Here is a 17,891-nt window from a genome sequence, read left to right on the forward strand (position 1 = left end):
AGCGCCGCGATGGCGCCAGGTGAAATCAGCAGGGCAATCGCCAAAATGATGCCGGCCGCCTTCAGCGCCCCCACCACCGCCAGGGAAATCAGGCACAGCAGGCCATAGTGCAGCAGCCCCACGCGCAATCCGATGGCGCTGGCTTGAACCGGGTCGAAGGTGTGCAGCATGAAGTCCTTCCACTTCAGCGCCAGCACCCCACTGATCAACGCGGCAATAACGCCTGAAAGCAGGATGTCGTCGGCGTTGGCGCCGAGGATGTCGCCGAACAGGATGTGGTCCAAGTGCACATCGGACTGGATCTTCACATACAACACCAACCCCAGCCCAAACATGCCCGCGTACACCACGCCCATCACCGTGTCCTGCTTGATGCGGCTGTTGGCTTGCAGGTAGCCGGTGCCGACCGCGCAGAACAGGCCGGCCGCAAAGGCGCCGATGGCGAACGGGATGTTTAGGATGTAGGCAATCACCACGCCGGGAAACACTGCGTGGGAAATGGCGTCACCCAGCAGCGCCCAACCCTTGAGCACCAGGTAGCACGACAGCAGCGCCGTGGGTACGGCGATGATCATGGCGATCAGCATGGCGTTGACCATGAAGTCGAAGTGAAACGGTTCGAGCAGGTTCATGCGCTGGCCTCCAGCGCCTGGCGGGCGCGGCGGCGGGCGGCGAGCACGCCATGTTTGGGCGCCCATAGGAAGGCCAGCAGGAACAGTGCCGTTTGCAACACGACGATGACCCCGCCAGTGGCGCCATCGAGGTAGTAGCTGAGGTAGGTGCCGACGAAGCAGGTAAGGCTGCCAATGGCCACGGCAATCATCAGCAGCCGTGGGAAACGGTCGCTGAGCAGGTAGGCCGTGGCGCCCGGCGTGATGACCAGGCAGATCACCAGGAACGCCCCCACGGTCTGCAACGCGGCCACGGTGCAGGCCGACAGCAGGGTGAAGAAGGTGGCCTTGAGCAGCGTAGGGTTCAGGCCGGTGAAGCGGGCGTGGTCTTCATCGAAGAAGGTCACCATCAGGTCGCGCCACTTGAGCAGCAACACGGCCCACGACACCACAGCGATCACCACCAACTGCAAGGTGTCGGCGGGGGTGATGGCGAGAATGTTGCCCAGCACGATGGTCTGGATATTCACCGAAGTGGGCGACAGCGACACCATGAACAGGCCCAGGCCGAAGAACGAAGTGAAGATCAGGCCGATGATCACATCCTCCTTGAGCCTGGTGCGCTGGTTGAGCAGCAACATGGCCGCCGAGGCCAAGCCGCCTGCGAAGAACGCGCCGATCGAGAACGGCAGGCCGATCATGTAGGCACCGGCCACGCCCGGCACGATCGAATGAGATAGCGCATCGCCGATCAACGACCAGCCCTTGAGCATCAGGTAGCACGACAGGAAGGCGCACACCCCGCCGACCAGCGATGACACCCACAGCGCGTTGCGCATGTAGCCGTAGGCAAAGGGCTCGAGCAGCAGTTCGATCATGGCGTGCCCTCGTTGTCGGCCTCGCCCTCGCGCCGCGCCGGGATGCCGTTGCGCAGGATCAGTGGGCGCTCGTCGTCGCTGAACACTCCCACCGGCTGGCGCGTGGCTTCGCCAGGCTGTAGCAGCGCAAAGTGGCGCAGTACGCCGCCGAAGGCCAGTTCCAGGTTGGCCTGGGTGAACACTTCGTCGGTGGGGCCATGGGCCAGGATGGTGCGCTTGATGAGCACCACGCGGTCGCAAAACTCCGGCACCGAGCCCAGGTTGTGGGTGGACACCAGGATGATCCGGCCTTCTTCACGCAGCTCGCGCAGCAGGTGGATGATCTGGTCTTCGGTCTTCACGTCCACGCCAGTGAACGGCTCGTCGAGCAGGATCACGCGGCTGTCCTGGGCCAGTGAGCGGGCCAGGAACACGCGCTTTTTCTGTCCACCGGAGAGCTCGCCGATCTGCCGTTTGCGCAGCTCGAGCAGGTCCACTCGCGCCAGCGCGGCGTCCACCGCCGCATGGTCGGCCTTGCGCGGGATGCGCAGCGGGCCCATGTGACCATAGCGGCCCATCATCACCACGTCCTCGACCAGCACCGGGAAGTTCCAGTCCACCTCCTCGGTTTGCGGCACGTAGGCGGTGCTGCGGCGCTTGAGGGCGTCGCGGGCGGGCAGGCCGAGCACCTGGATGCTGCCGGTAGCAAGCTTCACCAGGCCCATGATGGCCTTGAACAGCGTCGACTTGCCCGAGCCGTTCACCCCCACCAGCGCGGTGATGGTGCCTATGGGAATGTGAAAGCTTGCCGCATGCAGCGCAGTGTGGCCATTGCGGTAGGTGACCGTGGCGTTGTCGACCACGATGCCGGCCTCGGGGTTGTCCAGTGCAGGCCACTGCCTCATTGCCCAGCCCCTTGGGCCAGGCCCTTGGCGATGGTCTGGCACGTGACGCGCAGCAGGTCGAGGTAGGTGGGCACCGGGCCGTCGACGCCGCTCAGCGAGTCGACGTAGAGCACCCCGCCATAGTGCGCGTTGGTTTCGGCGGCCACCTGGCGTGCCGGTTTATCGGAGATGGTGCTTTCGCTGAAGATCACCGCAATGTTGTTGGCCCGCACCGTGTCGATCACCTTGCGCACCTGTTGCGGGGTGCCTTGCTGGTCGGCATTGATCGGCCACAGGTACAGCTCCTTCAGGCCGAAGTCGCGGGCAAGGTAGGAAAACGCGCCTTCGCTACTGACCAGCCAGCGGCGCTCCTGTGGGATTTTTTCCAGTTGCGCGCGAATGGGCGCGATTTCCGCTTCCAGGCGCGCTTTGTAGGCCTCGGCATTACGCGAGTAGGTGGCGGCATTGGCCGGGTCGTGGCGCACCAGGGCGTCGCGGATGTTATCCACATAGCGCTGCGCGTCACGCGGCGACATCCAGGCATGGGGGTTGGGTTTGCCGCTGTAGGGGCCTTCGCCGATGCTCATCGGCTCGATGCCTTCGGACACCACCGCGCTGGGCACGTCCTTCAGGCGCTGGAAGAATTTCTCGAACCACAGCTCCAGGTTCATGCCATTCCACAGCACCAGCTGTGCGCCTTGGGCGCGGCGCAGGTCGCCGGGGGTGGGGGCGTAGTTGTGGATCTCTGCACCGGGTTTGGTGATCGACTCCACCAGCGCGGCATCGCCTGCGACATTGCGGGCCATGTCGGCGATGACCGTGAAGGTGGTGACCACCTTGAACTTTTCCTGGGCGCTGGCGGGCAGCGTGCACAGCAGGGCCACGGCCAGGGCGGTCAGCAGGGTGCGAGAAGCAGCGAGGTTGAACATAAGGCCTTCCAGATGCATGCAGTGGCTTGCGATCAATGGGTGCTGGCTATGTTCACGGTAGGCTAGCCGACTCTGGGTGAAAGGGTGGTCGGCTTGAGGGTGTTGCAGCGCCGCACTATGACAAATACGTCTGCCGGGCACAATCCTGCGGCTGCACGGCTGCGTCCGGTTCGAACCAGCGCGGCCAGGAGCTCTGGTGACGGCCGCCGACTTCCACGCAGGGAATCAAGCGCTCGGTCAGCACCGCCGACTGGCCCACCGAGACTGCCGTGCGGTACTTGCGGCTGTGGATGCACTCACGGTCGCCAAACTCGCAGCGGTTGAGCTGGGTGCCACCGCAGGGGCCGTTGGCCAGGCCCTTGGGACAGGTTTCCGGGCAGATGTACAGGGTATCTTGCAGGCGGCACTGGCCGCAGGTGTCGCAGCCCACCAGCGGGCGTTTGATGCTGCGCTCGAGGTGGTGCAGCAGTTTCGCCGCGCTGGGGTTGCGCCACAGCGGTCGGCGCACGGCCCAGCCGAAGGCCTTGCTGAGCAGGGTGGCGCGGTTGAACAGCTGGTGGTGCGCTGCGGCGAACAGGTGGTAGCGGGCTTTCTCCTTGAGCGTCGCCTGCACCTGGTGCTGGCCTTGCTGCCAGGTATGCGCGGGTGGGTGGAAGGTCACCGGATGTGTGTCGGGCAGTTGCCAGGCCGCGCTCCAGGCCGTCTGCCATTGTTCCTGGTTCTCGATGCGTGGCAGCCAGTGGTGCAAGGCCTGCTCCAGGGCTTCGAATTGCTCGACCTCGTGGACGCCGGACAGGTTGATGCCGGCGTAGCCAAGCAAGCGCAGGCCAATCACCTGCAAGGCCAGACGCTGGGTTGCGCGGTCCTTGGCGTAGGCCTTGGACACCTGCGCCTCGGCGGCCAGCACCGTGCGCATGCTGGGGCTCACGGTCACCCCGGCGACATGTTCGAGCAGCGCTGCGCGGCCGTCGGTAAGCGCCATGATGCAGGCGAGCATGGGCTTCACGCAGGGCTGGCGCTGCATCCAGGCCATGGCCTCGCGGTACTTCTGGAAGTCGAAGCCCAGTTGCAGGATGAAGAAATCGGCACCGGCGCCAAGTTTCTTCTCGGCCTTGAAGTATTGCGCGCCGCCTTCTTCCTCGCGGTACTTGAACGGGTTCAGCGCTGCGCCCAGCAGCCAGTCGGGGCGGGCCTGGCGTACCAACTGCAAGGCGGCGACCGATTCGAGATAACGCACCGGGCGCTGGCCGGGGACATGGCCAGGCAGGCGGTCGCCGGTCAGTAGCAGCAATTGCTCGAGGCCTGCGGCGTCCATGCGCGGCAGTTGCGCCAGCAGGTCCTGGCGTTCGCGGTCCTTGCCGGAGAAGTGCAGCAGGGTGGGTACGGGGGTGGAGAAGGTGTTGCAGGCGTCCAGCGGCGACAGGTCCAGCACGCTGCCCACGCGGTCGGCGATCGATACCGCCAGCGGCCAGCCGCACAGCTGGGTACGGGCCATGATCGTTTCGAGGTTGGCCAGGCGTTGCGTGCCGGGTTTGGGGACGAACTCCATGACGCAGACAAAGGTGCGGTCGTGCAGTGCGCGTTTGAGCAGGGTCATGGGCCTGGGTACCGGGGTGGACAGGTCGGCATTGTGTGGCGGGTTGGGGGTGTGGCGCATGTCCGAATGCGCAGGGAATTGATTTGGATGAGACATTTTCGGGGGTGTCAGTCAGGGCCTCTTCGCGGCGGTTCGGCGCCCCGATAAACCCGCTCCTACAGGGGGCACCGAACCTGTAGGAGCGGGTTTACCCGCGAACCAGGGCGCAGCCCTGGCCATACACCGTGGTTGTCAGCCGCCGCAGGGCAAGTAGTATCGCCGCACCGCCATTCCCAGGTCCAGCGTTCTCCGTCAGAACACCTGAAACGCGAGGGTGCGGCGATACGACTTGCCCCGCGACGGGCTCAAGCGCGCATCAACGCTCGATGGCCAGCGCCACGCCCTGGCCGCCGCCGATGCACAGGGTCGCCAGACCTTTCCTGGCATCGCGCTTGATCATCTCGTGCAGCAGGGTCACCAGTACACGGCAGCCGGATGCGCCGATGGGGTGACCCAGGGCGATGGCGCCGCCGTTGACGTTTACCCGCGATGCATCCCATTCCAGGTCCTTGCCCACGGCCAGGGACTGGGCGGCGAAGGCCTCGTTGGCTTCCACCAGGTCCAGCTCGGCGAACTGCCAGCCGGCCTTGGCCAGGCAGCGTTGAGTGGCCGACACCGGGCCGATGCCCATGATCGCCGGGTCCACGCCCGCGCTGGCATAGGCAGCGATCCTGGCCAGTACCGGCAAGCCGAGGGCCTTGGCTTTCTCCACGCTCATCAGCAGCACCGCTGCGGCGCCGTCGTTCAGGCTGGAGGCGTTGCCGGCGGTGACGCTGCCGTCTTTCTTGAAGGCAGGGCGCAGCTTGCCCAGGGATTCGGCGGTGGTGCCGGGGCGTGGTTGCTCGTCGGTGTCGAACACCAGCGGCTCGCCTTTCTTCTGCGGGATGTGGATCGGGGTGATCTCATCCTTGAAGCGGCCCGCTTCGATGGCCGCCACGGCCTTGCGCTGCGACTCGGCGGCAAAGGCGTCCTGCTGTTCGCGGGTGATGCCGTACTTGTCCACCAGGTTCTCGGCAGTGATGCCCATGTGGTAGTCGTTGAAGGCGTCCCACAGGCCGTCGGTGATCATGCTGTCGACCAACTGGCCGTGGCCCATGCGCTGGCCGGTGCGCGCCGAGGGCAGCACATAGGGGGCCAGGCTCATGTTCTCCTGGCCACCGGCGATCACCACTTCGGCATCGCCGCAACGGATGGCCTGGGCGGCCAGGTGCAGGGCCTTGAGGCCTGAGCCGCAGACTTTGTTCAGGGTCAGGGCGGGCACGGCGTGGGGCAGGCCGGCCTTCACGGCGGCCTGGCGCGCGGGGTTCTGGCCGGCGCCCGCCGTGAGCACCTGGCCGAGGATCACCTCGTCGACCTGCGCCGGGTCAAGGCCGGTCTGCTCCAGCAGGCGCTTGATCACTGCAGCGCCCAGGTCGACGGCCGAGATGTTGGCCAGCGAGCCCTGGAAGGTGCCGATGGCGGTGCGGGTGGCGGCGACGATAGCGACTTCGTTCATTGTTCTTCTCCGAGAGGCGAGCGTTATCGCCACAGCATCCCCGCACGACGCTCATTTGAGAAGTTTGTTTTTCTTTGTGATTGATCGGGTTTGCAAATGAATGGGGCAGTCCACTTCAGCAGTGCCATTCTCTGCGTTGCCGGCTACACCGCCGGGCAATGGCTGGTCACGCAGTGGATACCCCCGCCACCCGCTGCGATGGCGTCGATATCCAGCAGCACCACATCGCGCTCCGGGTACAGCTCGGCCAGCAGCGCCCGAGCCTTTTCATCGGCCGTACGATCACCGAACTGTGGCGCGATCACCGCACCATTGACGACGAAGTAGTTGATGTAGCCCGCCGCGAAATCCGGGTTGTCACGGTTGAACTTGCTTTTGCGTGGCTTGAGTGGTGGCGACACGGTGTGCACCTGCAAGGCGCGGCCATCGGCATCGGTGGCGTTCTTGAGAATCTCAAGGTGCGCCAGGGTGACCTTGTGGTCATAGGACTCGGGGTCGGTGTCGAGGTTGGCCAGTACCACTCCAGGCCGCACGAAGCGGGCGTAGAAGTCCACATGGGCATCGGTGATGTCCTTGCCCTTGATGCCCGGCAGCCAGATGATCTTGCGCAGCCCCAGGCGCGCCTTGAGCTCGGCCTCGACCTCGGCCTTGCTCCAGCCGGGGTTGCGGTTGGCATTGACCCAGCAGCTTTCGGTCATCACTGCCGTGCCATGGCCGTCCACCTCGATACCGCCGCCTTCGCCGACCAGTTCGCCGCGTTGGTAGGCGGCATTCGCCCGCGTGGCGACCAGCCTTGCCAGCTTGGCGTCGTAGCGGTGCTGTTGCTTGTTGCCCCAGCCGTTGAAGTTGAAGTCCACCGCTGCCAGCTCGCCGTCGTCGTCGACCACGAAGTTGGCGCCGATGTCGCGCATCCAGATGTCGTCCAGCTCGGTGACGATGAACGTGGTGTTATGGCTGCCACAGTGCTCCTCGGCCAGGTCTCGCTCATCCGCGCGGCAGAACACGGTCACCGGCTGGTAGGCGGCGATGGCCTGGGAAATGCGCCCCAGCGCGGCCTGTACGTCGGCGGTGAAGTCTTCCCAGATGGCGTCCTGGGCGCCAAAGGCGAGGTAGGCGCGGGCCTGTTTCTCGCCCTCGTCGGGCATGAACCAGCGGTCCTCATCGGCAGCGCGGGCATTGACCAGGGGCAAGCCGAGGCTGGCGACGGCGGCCAGGCCCCCAGCCAGGCTGAGCTGTTGCAGAAAGGTGCGGCGAGTGGGCATGGGGTCAGTCCTGTGCGGTCTTGAAGCGGGTCCAGACACGCATGCGTGCACGCATGTCGGCCTGGGGGATGTCCTTGCCCGGAATCAGCCGGGCATAGGTGGCGGCGTCGAGGTAGATATCGGGGTTGTCGCGCATGCGTGGGTCCACCGCCGAGCGCGCCTTGGCGCTGGCGGTGGGGTAGCCGGTGAAGTTGCTGATCGCGGCCATGTTTTCCGGGCGCATGACAAAGTTGATGAAACGATAGGCGTAGTCCGGGTGGCGTGCGTCGGCGGGGATGGCCATGGTGTCCATCCACACCGTGGTGCCTTCGCGCGGCACGCGGTACTGGATGTCGATGGCCTTGCCGGCGGCCTCGGCGGTGCGTTGGGCCTGGGTCACGTCGCCGCTGTAGCCCAGCGACAGGCAGGTGTTTTCGTTGACCAGCTCCGTCACTGGCTGCGACTGCAACTTGCGCACGTAGGGGCGGATGCCCTTGAGCAGCTCGCTGGCCGCGGCCAGGTCTTCGCGCCTGGCGCTGCGTGGCTCGCGGCCCAGGTAGTGGAGCACCACGGCGAGCACTTCGTCGGGCGAGTCGATCATCGAGATGCCGCAGTCAGCGAACTTGGCCGCCAGCTCCGGCTTGAACAGCAAGTCCAGGCTGTCGAGCGGAGCATCGGGCATGCGCTGGCGGATCTTCTCGGCGTTGAGGGTCAGGCCGATGGTGCCCCAGGTGTAGGGAACCGTGGCCTGGCTGGCCTTGGGGTAGCGCTCGTGCAGTTGGCGCAGGCCAGGCTCGATGTCCTCCAGCGCCTCGATGCGCGAGCGGTCGAGCGGTTGCAGGCTACCGGCACGCACCAGGCGTTCGGCCACGGTGTCGCCGGGAAACACCAGGTCGTAGCCGCTGCGTCCGGACATCAGCTTGGCTTCCAGCACTTCGCTGCTGTCCATCACGTCGTAGATCACCGGGATGCCGGTTTCGGCGGTGAAGCGCTTGAGGGTGTCTTCGGCGAAGTAGTCGGCCCAGTTGTACAGGCGCAGGGGCTCCTGCTCGGCCTGGGCGAGACTTGCGCTGGCGAGCAGGGCCAGGCAGACGAGCCTTTTGCTATGGCGGTTCGGCATGGTCAGGCCCTCGCAGGGTGTGGGGTGTGGCCGTCCAGGGTAAGCAGCGGCCCATACAGGTCGGGGCGGCGGTCGCGGTAGATGCCCCAGCTCAGGCGGTCCTCGCCCATGCGCGCCAGGTCCAGGTCGTGCAGCCACACGCCGCTGCTGTCGCGGTCGGCTTCGGCCAGCAGAGCGCCCTTGTGGTCGCAGATGAACGACGAGCCGTAGAAGCGCATCGACAGGCGTTCGTCGCTGGCGGCCAGCTCCGCGCCAACGCGGTTGGCAGCGACCACCGGCAGCAGGTTGGCGGCGGCATGGCCGCGCATGGCGACCTGCCAATGGTCGCGCGAGTCCACGTCGGCGGCGCCGGGTTCCGAGCCGATGGCGGTGGGGAACAGCAGCACCTCGGCACCCAGCAAGGCCAGGCAGCGCGCGGTTTCGGGGAACCACTGGTCCCAGCAGATGCCGATGCCCAGGCGGCCGAAGGCGGTGTCCCAGACTTTGAAGCCGGTGTCGCCGGGGCTGAAATATTCCTTCTCCTGATAGCCGATGGCGTTGGGGATGTGCGCCTTGCGGTACAGGCCCAGCAGGCGACCGTCGGCGTCGACCACGGTCAGTGAGTTGTAGAAGGCGTTGCCGGCGCGTTCATAGAAGCTCAGCGGCAACACCACGGCCAACTCCTTGGCCAGCGCGGCGAAGCGTTGCAGCAACGGGCCGTCGGGATACCGCTGGGCCAGCGCCTGGTGGCTGTGGCACTGCTCGATGCAGAAGTACGGGGTGGCGAACAACTCTTGCAGCAGGATCACCTGGGCGCCTTGGGCGGCGGCCTGGCGCACCAGTTGTTCGGCGTGGTCGAGGTTAGCGGGCAGGTTCCAGCCGCAGGGCATCTGCGTGGTGGCGATGCGCAAGGTGCTCATGGGCGTTGCTCCTGTAGCGGCCAGGCCGGCTGCTGCTGGGTGATGCAGTGGATGCCGCCGCCGCCATGGGCGATATGGTCGATGCGCACCGGCACCACCTCACGGTCGGGGAAGGCCTGGGCCAACTGACGCGCGGCGGCCTGGTCGGCGTCGATACCGTAGGCGGGCATGATCACCGCGCCATTGGCGAGGTAGAAATTGGTGTACGAGGCGCAGAACACTTTGGCTTCGGGGTCTACGGCCGCGCTGGCTTCATACAGGTCGAGCAGTTCGAAGCGGCGGCCCTGGGCGTCGCTGGCCAACTCCAGGGCGCGGCGGTTCTCGCGCGCTACTTCGGCGTATACCGAGCCGTGGTCGTGGGTGGCGTCTACCAGCAGCACGCCGGGGCGAGCGAAAGCGCACACGCCGTCGACGTGGCCGTCGGTCATGTCGCCGGTGACGTACAGAGGGTCACCGGGTAGCCAGATGGTCTTGCGTATGCCCAGCAGGCGGGCGAAGCAGTCCTCGAAGTCGGCCTTGGTGATGCCCGGGTTGCGGTTGGGGTTGAGCAGCACCGATTCGGTGGTGATCAGCGTGCCTTCGCCATCCACATGAATAGCCCCGCCTTCGTTGCACAGGGCCGTGCTGAAGCCTTCCATGCCCAACTGGTCGAGGATACGCCGACCCAGGCTGCGGTCGTTGGCGTGCCCGGATTTCCCGCCCCAGGCATTGAAGCGCCAGCTCAGCCCGGACACGCCCAACTGTGGGTGACAGAGGAAGGTGGGCCCGCTGTCGCGACACCAGCTGTCGTCCACCGCCAGCTCAACCAGCTCGATGCCTGCGCCGCACAAGGCACGGGCGCTGACCATGGCGGACGGGTCGACCACCATCTTCACTGGCTCGAAGCGAGCGATGGCGGTAGCCACCCGGGCATAGTCGCGCTGCACGTCGGCCAGGGGCACGCGCCAGCCCGACTCCCACAGCGCCTGGTTGTGCGGCCAGATCATCCAGGTGGCGACGTGGCGAGCCCATTCGGCAGGCATGCGCCAGCCGCTGTCGTTGGACAGGTGCATATTCGAACTCCGATATTAGGGATTTTTATCAACGAAGCCCGCCGTCGCGGGTGTTGGTGTCAATGCTATGGGTGTTAAAGCAGGCAGACAAACGATAGATTTAGCGTACTTTTGATTAGTTGAGCTTATCAGTAATGCTAAAGCACTGGCCCCCACTCAACGCCCTTCGCGGCTTTGAAGCTGCTGCACGCCTGGGCAGTTTCCACAAGGCCGCCGAGGCCCTGAACCTCACCCAGTCGGCGATCAGCCAGCAGGTGCGCAGCCTGGAGGGCTACCTGGAGCAGCCGCTGTTTCACCGCACGGGTCGCAGCGTGGCGCTGACCGACGCCGGCCACGACCTGCTGAGCACCACCCAGGCCCTGTTGCAGCAATTGGCCGTGGGCATTCGCCGGCTCGACCAGTACCGCAAGCCCAACCAACTGGTGGTCAACACCACGCCGGCCTTCGCTCGCCACTGGTTGCTGCCGCGCCTGGCCGATTTCCATCAGCGCTGCCCTGAAGTGGACCTGTGGCTGTTCAGCAGTTTCGAGGTGCCGGACATGGCCAGCGAAACCATCGACCTGGCCATCCGTGACGATATCGGCGCACAGGCCGAATGCAGTTTCAGCGTGCTGTACCAGGACCAACTCTACCCCGCCTGCCACCCGGCGCTGCCCGAAACCGGGCGCACCACCCTGCATGGCGAGCGAGAGATGGACTGGAGTCACTGGCAGGTGGAGGGCGGCGGGGATGTCGGGCAGCAGGACAAGGGCCTGAACTTTTCCGACCCAGGCTTGCTGCTGGATGCGGCAGGGGAGGGGCTGGGCATTGCGTTGGTGAGCCAACTGCTGGCGCAGCGCATGGTCGATCAGGGGCGCTTGCAGGCGCTTTCGACGAAGCGGGTGAGAGGGCCGAGCTGGTGCTGCCTGGTGCATTGGGAAAGCCAGGAGGACCCGCTGGCGCGGCGGTTCCTGGAGTGGTTGCGCGCAGAAATCCGACCATAGCCGCGACGCAGAACCTGTGGGAGCGGGTTTACCCGCGAACCAGGGCGAAGCCCTGGCCATACACCGCGGTGCCCCCTTCGCGGGTAAACCCGCTCCCACAGGTACCCGCTAAATGAATAAGTTATGTGGAGGCCTATTGGTGTGGGGGTTTTGTGGTTTTGCTTGGGCCGATCACCCCGTAATATGTGTCGGATAACTTCCAGGGGTAGTCTCACCCTCTGATCAACGGAATCGCCCCCCGCGGCGCTTCCCCGGCATAAACCTGACGAGGTACAGACATTGGCCATCATTCATCCCAAGGTTCGCGGTTTCATCTGCACCACGACTCACCCGAAGGGCTGCGAGCTCAACGTCCGTGACCAGATCGAAGCCACCCGCAAGCTGGGCGTGCGCGAGGATGGTCCGAAAAAGGTCTTGGTGATCGGTGCGTCCAGCGGCTACGGCCTGGCGGCGCGCATTACCGCAGCGTTCGGCTTCAAGGCCGACACCCTGGGTGTGTTCTTCGAAAAGCCCGGCACCGAGACCAAGGCCGGCACCGCCGGTTGGTACAACGCCGCCGCCTTCGACAAGTTCGCCAAGGCCGAGGGCCTGTACAGCAAGTCGATCAACGGCGATGCGTTTTCCGACGAAGCCCGCGCCAAGGTCATCGAGCTGATCAAGAACGAGATGGGCGGCAAGGTCGACCTGGTCATCTATTCCCTGGCCTCGCCGGTGCGCAAGCTGCCGCAGACCGGCGAAGTGATCCGCTCCGCGCTCAAGCCGATCGGTCAGCCGTACAAGTCGACTGCCATCGACACCAACAAGGACACCATCATCGAGGCCAGCATCGAGCCGGCCACCGAGCAGGAAATCCAGGACACCGTCACCGTCATGGGCGGCCAGGACTGGCAGCTGTGGATCGACGCCCTGAGCGGTGCCGACGTGTTGGCCAAAGGCGCACGTACCGTCGCCTTCAGCTATATCGGCACCGAGATCACCTGGCCGATCTACTGGCACGGCGCGCTGGGCCAGGCCAAGCAGGACCTGGACGAAACCGCCCTGCGCCTGGACAAGAAACTGGCCGGTGAAGTGCAAGGCGGCGCCAACGTGGCGGTGCTCAAGTCGGTGGTCACCCAGGCCAGTTCGGCCATTCCGGTGATGCCGCTGTACCTGTCGATGGTGTTCAAGATCATGCAGGAAAAGGGCGTCCACGAAGGGACCCAGGACCAGCTGGACCGCATGTTCCGCGACCGCCTGTACCGCGCCGACGGCGCCCCGGCCGAGGTCGACGAGAAAGCCCGCCTGCGCCTGGACGACTGGGAACTGCGCGACGACGTGCAAGACGCCTGCAAGGCCATGTGGCCACAGGTGACTACCGAGAACCTGTTCGAGCTGACCGACTACGCCGGTTACAAGAAGCAGTTCCTCAACCTGTTCGGTTTCGAGCGCGCTGACGTCAATTACGACGAAGATGTGGCAACCGACGTACGGTTCGACTGCGTCGAGCTGTAAGCAAGCCCTTGACCCCACGGCCGTTTCCGACGGGCGTGGGGTTCCCGCCGAGGCTTGTTCACATTTTGTAATAAATTCCTTGCTGGCCCTCTGCCATAGGCCCGATCTATACCCCAGCTATTGGCCTGGCAATTGTTGACTGGGCCGGGGAGGCAGCATGCGGGTACTGCAAAAACTACAAGAACGGCTCCGCCAGAAAGGCTTCAAGCGCACCTTCAAGACGCTGCTCGAACGCTACGTGTTCTTTCACTGGGAGTTGTTGTGGATGGAGCGCGACCTGGTCAGCCCAGTGCCGCCCTACAGCCTCAAGGAACACCCTCCCGTCACCCTGACGACCATTACCACGAGCAATGCCGATGCCTTCGCTCGCCATTTCGGCGACCGTGTCGAGACCATGCGTGAACTGGCTGCCGAGGGCCACACCGGGCACATGTACCTGGATGAAAACGGCGATGCCGTGGCGTTCATCTGGGCCAGCGTGGTCGACTACCACGACAAGCACTACTACGGCTGCACCTTCCCGGTGAAGCCGGGGGAGTTCTTCGAGTTCGGCGGGGAAATGACCCGGCGCTACTTTGGCTCGGAGCTGTCCGTCACTGCCCAGGTCGATCTGTGGAATGCCATGCGGGCCAAGGGTTGCAACAAGGTGGTGGACGTGGTCGAGACGCACAACGTGCCTGCCATGAAGCTGCACCTGCGCATGGGCTACCACGAGCAGGGGCGGGTGATGCATGTGTATGGTCTGTTCGGGCGCTGGAAGCTGTTCCGTGAAACCCGCTATGACGGCTCGCGCCTGGAAGTGCTGCGCAAGCCAGGCGTAGCGCGGGTCTTGCCTACCGCGTGAGCCTTGCGCGGGCTGCTTCGCGGGCAAGCCCGCTGCTGCACGCGCGGCGCCGTTCTCGGCTGCGCGCTGAACCTGTGAGCGGGCTTGGGCGCGAAGAGGCCCGTACAGCCAACGCATTTTTTGCTAGCGTGGACGGACGACACCACTCCGTCCGCCTCCCGGCGTGACGTCGCAGGGAGCATGCCATGAGCAGCCTGACCCAGCCCGCCATCGCCTTTCGCCACACCACCGCCGACGGCTACAGCCTTGGCGGTTTCCAGTGGCGCCACGCCGAGCACGACCCACAGCGCCCGCTGGTGATCATCAACGCTGCTACCTCTGTACGCTGCCGCTACTACGCCCGCTTCGCCGACTACCTGTTCGCCCACGGTTGCGATGTGCTGACCTACGACTACCGCGGCATCGGCGAGTCGCGCCCGGCGTCGATGCGCCGCTTGCGCGCCTCCTGGAGCGACTGGGGCCAGCTCGACTGCGAAGCCATGTTGCAACTGGCCGAGGCGCAGTTTCCTGGCCAGCCGATCGATGTGGTGGGCCACAGTTTCGGCGGCTGGGCGGTGGGCCTGGCGCCTTCGGCGGCGCGGGTACGGCGGCTGGTGACGGTGGGGGCGCAGTTCGCCTACTGGCGTGACTATGCGTTCGAGCAGCGCTGGCGCCTGGTCGCCAAGTGGCATGTGGTGATGCCGCTGCTGACCTGGTTGTTCGGCTATTTTCCCGGCAAGCGCCTGGGCTGGCTGGAGGATACCCCGGCCGGCGTGGTGCGTGACTGGAGCACGCCCACCGCACGTTACGAGCAGCGCCCCAGTGGCCGCCTGCTCCAGACCACCCCCTTTGCCCAGGTGCAGGCGGCAGCCTTGGCTATCACTCTGACCGATGACCCCTTCGCCACCGTGGCAGCCACCGACCGCTTGCTGGCCTACCTGGTGCACGCCAAACCTCGCCACCAGCGGCTGGCGCCCGGGGATATCGGAGTCGCTGAGGTGGGGCATTTCGCGTTCTTCCACGACCGTTTTCGCGAGCAATTGTGGCCAATAGCGCTTGAGTGGTTGCAGCGGGGGGAGCTGTCGGCGCAGGTGCCAGGGAAGAGGATCAAGTGATGGGGGCAGCGCGGGCCTCAAACCCGATAGCCGTACATCACCACCAGCAGCCCCGCCAGCGCACAGACGATCAACACCTCCAGCACCCCGCGGCGGAACACCATCAACCCCACTGCCGCCACCAGCGCGATCACCAGCGCCACCCAGTCGACCACCACGCCAAATCCGTGGGGCCAGAACACGTGGTAGGCGAAGAACAGCGCCAGGTTGAGGATAACCCCCACCACCGCCGCGCTGATGGCCGTGAGCGGTGCGCTGAAGCGCAACTGCTGGCGCGTGCTTTCCACCAGGGGCGCGCCGATCAGGATGAACAGGAACGACGGCAGGAAGGTGAACCAGGTAACCAGGCAAGCGCCCAGGGCGCCGGCCAGAAAGGCCTGGTCGGCGCCGAACTGCGCCTGCACGTAAGCACCTACGAAGCCGACGAATGCCACCAGCATGATCAAGGGGCCCGGGGTGCTTTCTCCCAGGGCCAGGCCGTCGATCATCTGCGTCGGGGTCAGCCAGCCGTAGTGCAACACCGCACCTTGGTACACATAGGGCAGCACCGCGTAGGCACCGCCGAAGGTCAGCAGGGCGGCCTTGGTGAAGAACCAGGCCATCTGGGTGAAGGTGGCGTCCCAGCCGAACAGTAGGGTCAATGCCGCCATCGGCAGGCACCACAGTGCCGCGCCGCAGGCCAGCAGCAGCAACAGGCGTGGCCAGCGAAAACGGGTGTGTGAAGGGGGCTCTTCATCGGCTTCGGCCGCGCGGGGGCTGGCCACTTCGAACAGCCGGGGGTGCCAGCGCCCGCCGAGGTAGCCCAGCAGCGCTGCACCCAGGACGATCAGCGGGAACGGCAGCCCCAGGCCGAACAGGGCGACGAACGCGGCCAGCGCGATGGCCCACAGCGCGCCGTTGCGCAGCACCCGCGAGCCGATGCGCCAGGCCGCCTGGGCGACGATGGCGGTGATGGCCGGCTTCAGGCCGTAGAACAAACCCGCCACCAGCGGTTGCTGGCCGTAGGCGATGTAGACCCACGACAGGCCAATGAGGATGAACAGAGACGGCAGGATGAACAATGAGCCGGCCAGGATGCCGCCCCAGCTGCGGTGCATCAGCCAGCCCAGGTAGGTGGCCAGTTGCTGGGCCTCGGGGCCGGGCAGCAGCATGCAGTAGTTCAGGGCATGCAGGAAACGCGGCTCGCTGAGCCAACGCCGGCGCTCGACGATTTCCCGGTGCATCAGGGCGATCTGTCCGGCGGGGCCGCCGAAGCCGATGAAGCCGAGCTTGAGCCAGAACAGCAGGGCTTGGCGCAGCGGAACGGAAACAGGTTGTGACATGCAGGCGACTCCACTGGCGCAGGGCAAGGGCGGTGACCTCCAATCGCGACACAAGGCCACCCCCCCAGGGTGGCGGCCTTGTGTTTCTCAGGCGTTACGCACCAGCGGCTGCGCGGCGAATTTCACGCCTGCCAGGCCATGGCGGATCAGCGCCCGGATATTGCCGTGGTCACTGCCCTCGGGCGTGGCCAGCACGCTGCGGTAATGCTCGCCGAAAGCCTGCAGGGCTTCCTGGTCGCTCAGGCCTTCCAGCAGGGCAAGGCCCAGGGTCTTGCAAGAGCCTTCGTTCTGCCCGGCGGCGTTTTCCACGCCGCCGTTGTTGAAGGCCTGGGGCTGGTACTGGTAGTTCGCGGCCACGAAAGCCAGGGTATCGGCGAAGGCATGCTCGCCGCTGGCAAGGCTTTGGCGCAGGGTGTTCAGGTCAGTCACGGGGTTTTCCTTGGTCGAACGCCGCCTGTTGCTCGGCGCTGGCTTCTTTCTGGTGCTGGGCTTTCCACTCGGCGTAGGGCATGCCGTACACCGCTTCGCGGGCGTCATCCAGGCTCAGGTCGAGCTGGCGGTCGTCAGCGGCGGCCTTGTACCACTTGGACAGGCAGTTGCGGCAGAAGCCTGCAAGGTTCATCAGGTCGATGTTCTGCACGTCGGTGCGCTTTTGCAGGTGGTCGACCAGGCGCCGGAACGCGGCGGCTTCGAGTTCGAGCTGTTGTTGCGGGGTCATGGGTTTCTCTCAGGTCATGCGGTTCTTCAGGTGGCGGCCACCATTGATGACCACTTGGCTGCCGGTGCTGTACTGGCTTTCGAGCAGGAACATCACCGCTTCGATCAGCGGCTGGGCACCAGGCTCGAACTCCAGCAGGGCCTTTTTCAGGGTCTGCTGGCGGTAGGCCTCGTCGCCGTCTTCCTTGAGGATCAGCAGGCCTGGCAGGATACCGTTCACACGCACCTTCGGCGCGTATTTTTCGGCGAACGACAGCACCATGTTCTGCAACGCCGCCTTGGTGGCGGCGTAGCCGATATGGCCCTTGCTGCCGCGCGAGGAGGTTTCGTCGCAGATGTGGATGATGTCGGCCTTGTCGAGCTTGGCCAACTGCTCGCCCAGGGCCAGGTTCAGGTGGTAGGGCGCCTCGACATGCAGTCGGAACATGGTGTCGAGGTTGCACAGGTTGTCGTCGAGCCACAACGAGGCGTTGTGGATGATCGCACGCAGGCCGTCATAGTGCTGCTTGAGGTGTGCCACCAGGGCCTGGCGGTCGGACTCCTGGCACAGGTCGGCACGGAACTGGACGATATTCGGGTGCGCGGCCTCGGGGCGGATGCTGCGGCTGGCGCTGACGACCGTGTGGCCAGCACTGGCCAGGGCCAAGGCCAGCGCCAGCCCGACACGCTGGCTGGCTCCGGTGATGAGGATGGGGCTGTTCATGTTCTCGGCGGTC

The 17,891-nt window shown here is 65.4% G+C and carries 18 protein-coding genes; 4 read left to right on the forward strand and 14 right to left on the reverse strand.

Annotated features, from left to right (window positions below):
* From RAC97_RS16685 to RAC97_RS16730, 10 genes are all read right to left on the reverse strand, one after another.
* The coding region (locus tag RAC97_RS16685; protein ID WP_379671498.1) for a metal ABC transporter permease at positions 1–632 on the reverse strand (632 nt) is incomplete at its 3' end.
* Positions 629–1,489, reverse strand: a complete 861-nt coding sequence (locus RAC97_RS16690; RefSeq protein ID WP_375100668.1) for a metal ABC transporter permease — start codon at positions 1,487–1,489, stop codon at positions 629–631. The genes RAC97_RS16690 and RAC97_RS16685, both read right to left, overlap by 4 nt.
* Entirely contained in the window at positions 1,486–2,373 is an 888-nt protein-coding gene (locus RAC97_RS16695) for a manganese/iron ABC transporter ATP-binding protein (RefSeq protein ID WP_375100669.1), read from the reverse strand. Before RAC97_RS16695 ends, RAC97_RS16690 begins: the two co-directional genes overlap by 4 nt.
* Positions 2,370–3,281 (reverse strand): metal ABC transporter substrate-binding protein, encoded by a 912-nt coding sequence (locus RAC97_RS16700; protein WP_375100670.1) that lies wholly within the window; start codon positions 3,279–3,281, stop codon positions 2,370–2,372. Before RAC97_RS16700 ends, RAC97_RS16695 begins: the two co-directional genes overlap by 4 nt.
* 115 nt (positions 3,282–3,396) lie before the next feature.
* Entirely contained in the window at positions 3,397–4,878 is a 1,482-nt protein-coding gene (locus tag RAC97_RS16705) for a methylenetetrahydrofolate reductase C-terminal domain-containing protein (RefSeq protein ID WP_375100756.1), read from the reverse strand.
* A gap of 355 nt (positions 4,879–5,233) precedes the next feature.
* Complete coding sequence (locus RAC97_RS16710; protein WP_375100671.1) at positions 5,234–6,412, reverse strand: acetyl-CoA C-acetyltransferase; 1,179 nt, start codon at positions 6,410–6,412, stop codon at positions 5,234–5,236.
* Positions 6,413–6,555: 143 nt separating this feature from the next.
* The gene (locus RAC97_RS16715) at positions 6,556–7,674 is read right to left on the reverse strand and encodes an agmatine/peptidylarginine deiminase (RefSeq protein WP_375100672.1); all 1,119 of its coding nucleotides are present in this window, start codon (positions 7,672–7,674) and stop codon (positions 6,556–6,558) included.
* 4 nt (positions 7,675–7,678) lie between these two features.
* Entirely contained in the window at positions 7,679–8,773 is a 1,095-nt protein-coding gene (locus RAC97_RS16720; protein WP_375100673.1) for an extracellular solute-binding protein, read from the reverse strand.
* A gap of 2 nt (positions 8,774–8,775) precedes the next feature.
* Complete coding sequence (aguB, locus tag RAC97_RS16725) at positions 8,776–9,672, reverse strand: N-carbamoylputrescine amidase (RefSeq protein ID WP_375100674.1); 897 nt, start codon at positions 9,670–9,672, stop codon at positions 8,776–8,778.
* Positions 9,669–10,724, reverse strand: coding sequence for an agmatine/peptidylarginine deiminase (locus tag RAC97_RS16730; RefSeq protein WP_375100675.1), 1,056 nt, complete (start codon positions 10,722–10,724; stop codon positions 9,669–9,671). Before RAC97_RS16730 ends, aguB begins: the two co-directional genes overlap by 4 nt.
* 134 nt (positions 10,725–10,858) lie before the next feature.
* On the opposite strand from RAC97_RS16730, the gene RAC97_RS16735 reads away from it, so the two are divergent.
* From RAC97_RS16735 to RAC97_RS16750, 4 genes are all read left to right on the forward strand, one after another.
* Positions 10,859–11,707 carry a LysR substrate-binding domain-containing protein gene (locus RAC97_RS16735; RefSeq protein ID WP_375100676.1) on the forward strand — a complete coding sequence of 283 codons (849 nt, stop codon included), beginning with the start codon at positions 10,859–10,861 and terminating at the stop codon, positions 11,705–11,707.
* A gap of 279 nt (positions 11,708–11,986) precedes the next feature.
* Positions 11,987–13,198 carry an enoyl-ACP reductase FabV gene (gene fabV, locus RAC97_RS16740; protein ID WP_375100677.1) on the forward strand — a complete coding sequence of 404 codons (1,212 nt, stop codon included), beginning with the start codon at positions 11,987–11,989 and terminating at the stop codon, positions 13,196–13,198.
* 157 nt (positions 13,199–13,355) lie between these two features.
* On the forward strand, positions 13,356–14,042 hold the full coding sequence (locus RAC97_RS16745; protein ID WP_375100678.1) for an N-acetyltransferase: 687 nt from the start codon (positions 13,356–13,358) through the stop codon (positions 14,040–14,042).
* Between the two features lie 185 nt (positions 14,043–14,227).
* The gene (locus RAC97_RS16750; protein WP_375100679.1) at positions 14,228–15,136 is read left to right on the forward strand and encodes an alpha/beta fold hydrolase; all 909 of its coding nucleotides are present in this window, start codon (positions 14,228–14,230) and stop codon (positions 15,134–15,136) included.
* Between the two features lie 17 nt (positions 15,137–15,153).
* Here RAC97_RS16750 and chrA read toward each other — a convergent pair whose 3' ends face one another.
* The 4 genes from chrA to folM form a co-directional block, all read right to left on the reverse strand.
* Positions 15,154–16,458 carry a chromate efflux transporter gene (chrA, locus tag RAC97_RS16755; RefSeq protein ID WP_375100680.1) on the reverse strand — a complete coding sequence of 435 codons (1,305 nt, stop codon included), beginning with the start codon at positions 16,456–16,458 and terminating at the stop codon, positions 15,154–15,156.
* 87 nt (positions 16,459–16,545) lie between these two features.
* The gene (locus tag RAC97_RS16760) at positions 16,546–16,887 is read right to left on the reverse strand and encodes a HopJ type III effector protein (protein ID WP_375100681.1); all 342 of its coding nucleotides are present in this window, start codon (positions 16,885–16,887) and stop codon (positions 16,546–16,548) included.
* The gene (locus tag RAC97_RS16765; RefSeq protein WP_375100682.1) at positions 16,880–17,176 is read right to left on the reverse strand and encodes a DUF1244 domain-containing protein; all 297 of its coding nucleotides are present in this window, start codon (positions 17,174–17,176) and stop codon (positions 16,880–16,882) included. Before RAC97_RS16765 ends, RAC97_RS16760 begins: the two co-directional genes overlap by 8 nt.
* 9 nt (positions 17,177–17,185) lie before the next feature.
* Positions 17,186–17,878, reverse strand: a complete 693-nt coding sequence (folM, locus tag RAC97_RS16770) for a dihydromonapterin reductase (RefSeq protein ID WP_375100683.1) — start codon at positions 17,876–17,878, stop codon at positions 17,186–17,188.
* Between the last annotated feature and the right edge of the window lie 13 nt (positions 17,879–17,891).

It is taken from the genome of Pseudomonas sp. LS_2 (assembly GCF_042709235.1).
Classification (GTDB): Bacteria; Pseudomonadota; Gammaproteobacteria; order Pseudomonadales; family Pseudomonadaceae; genus Aquipseudomonas.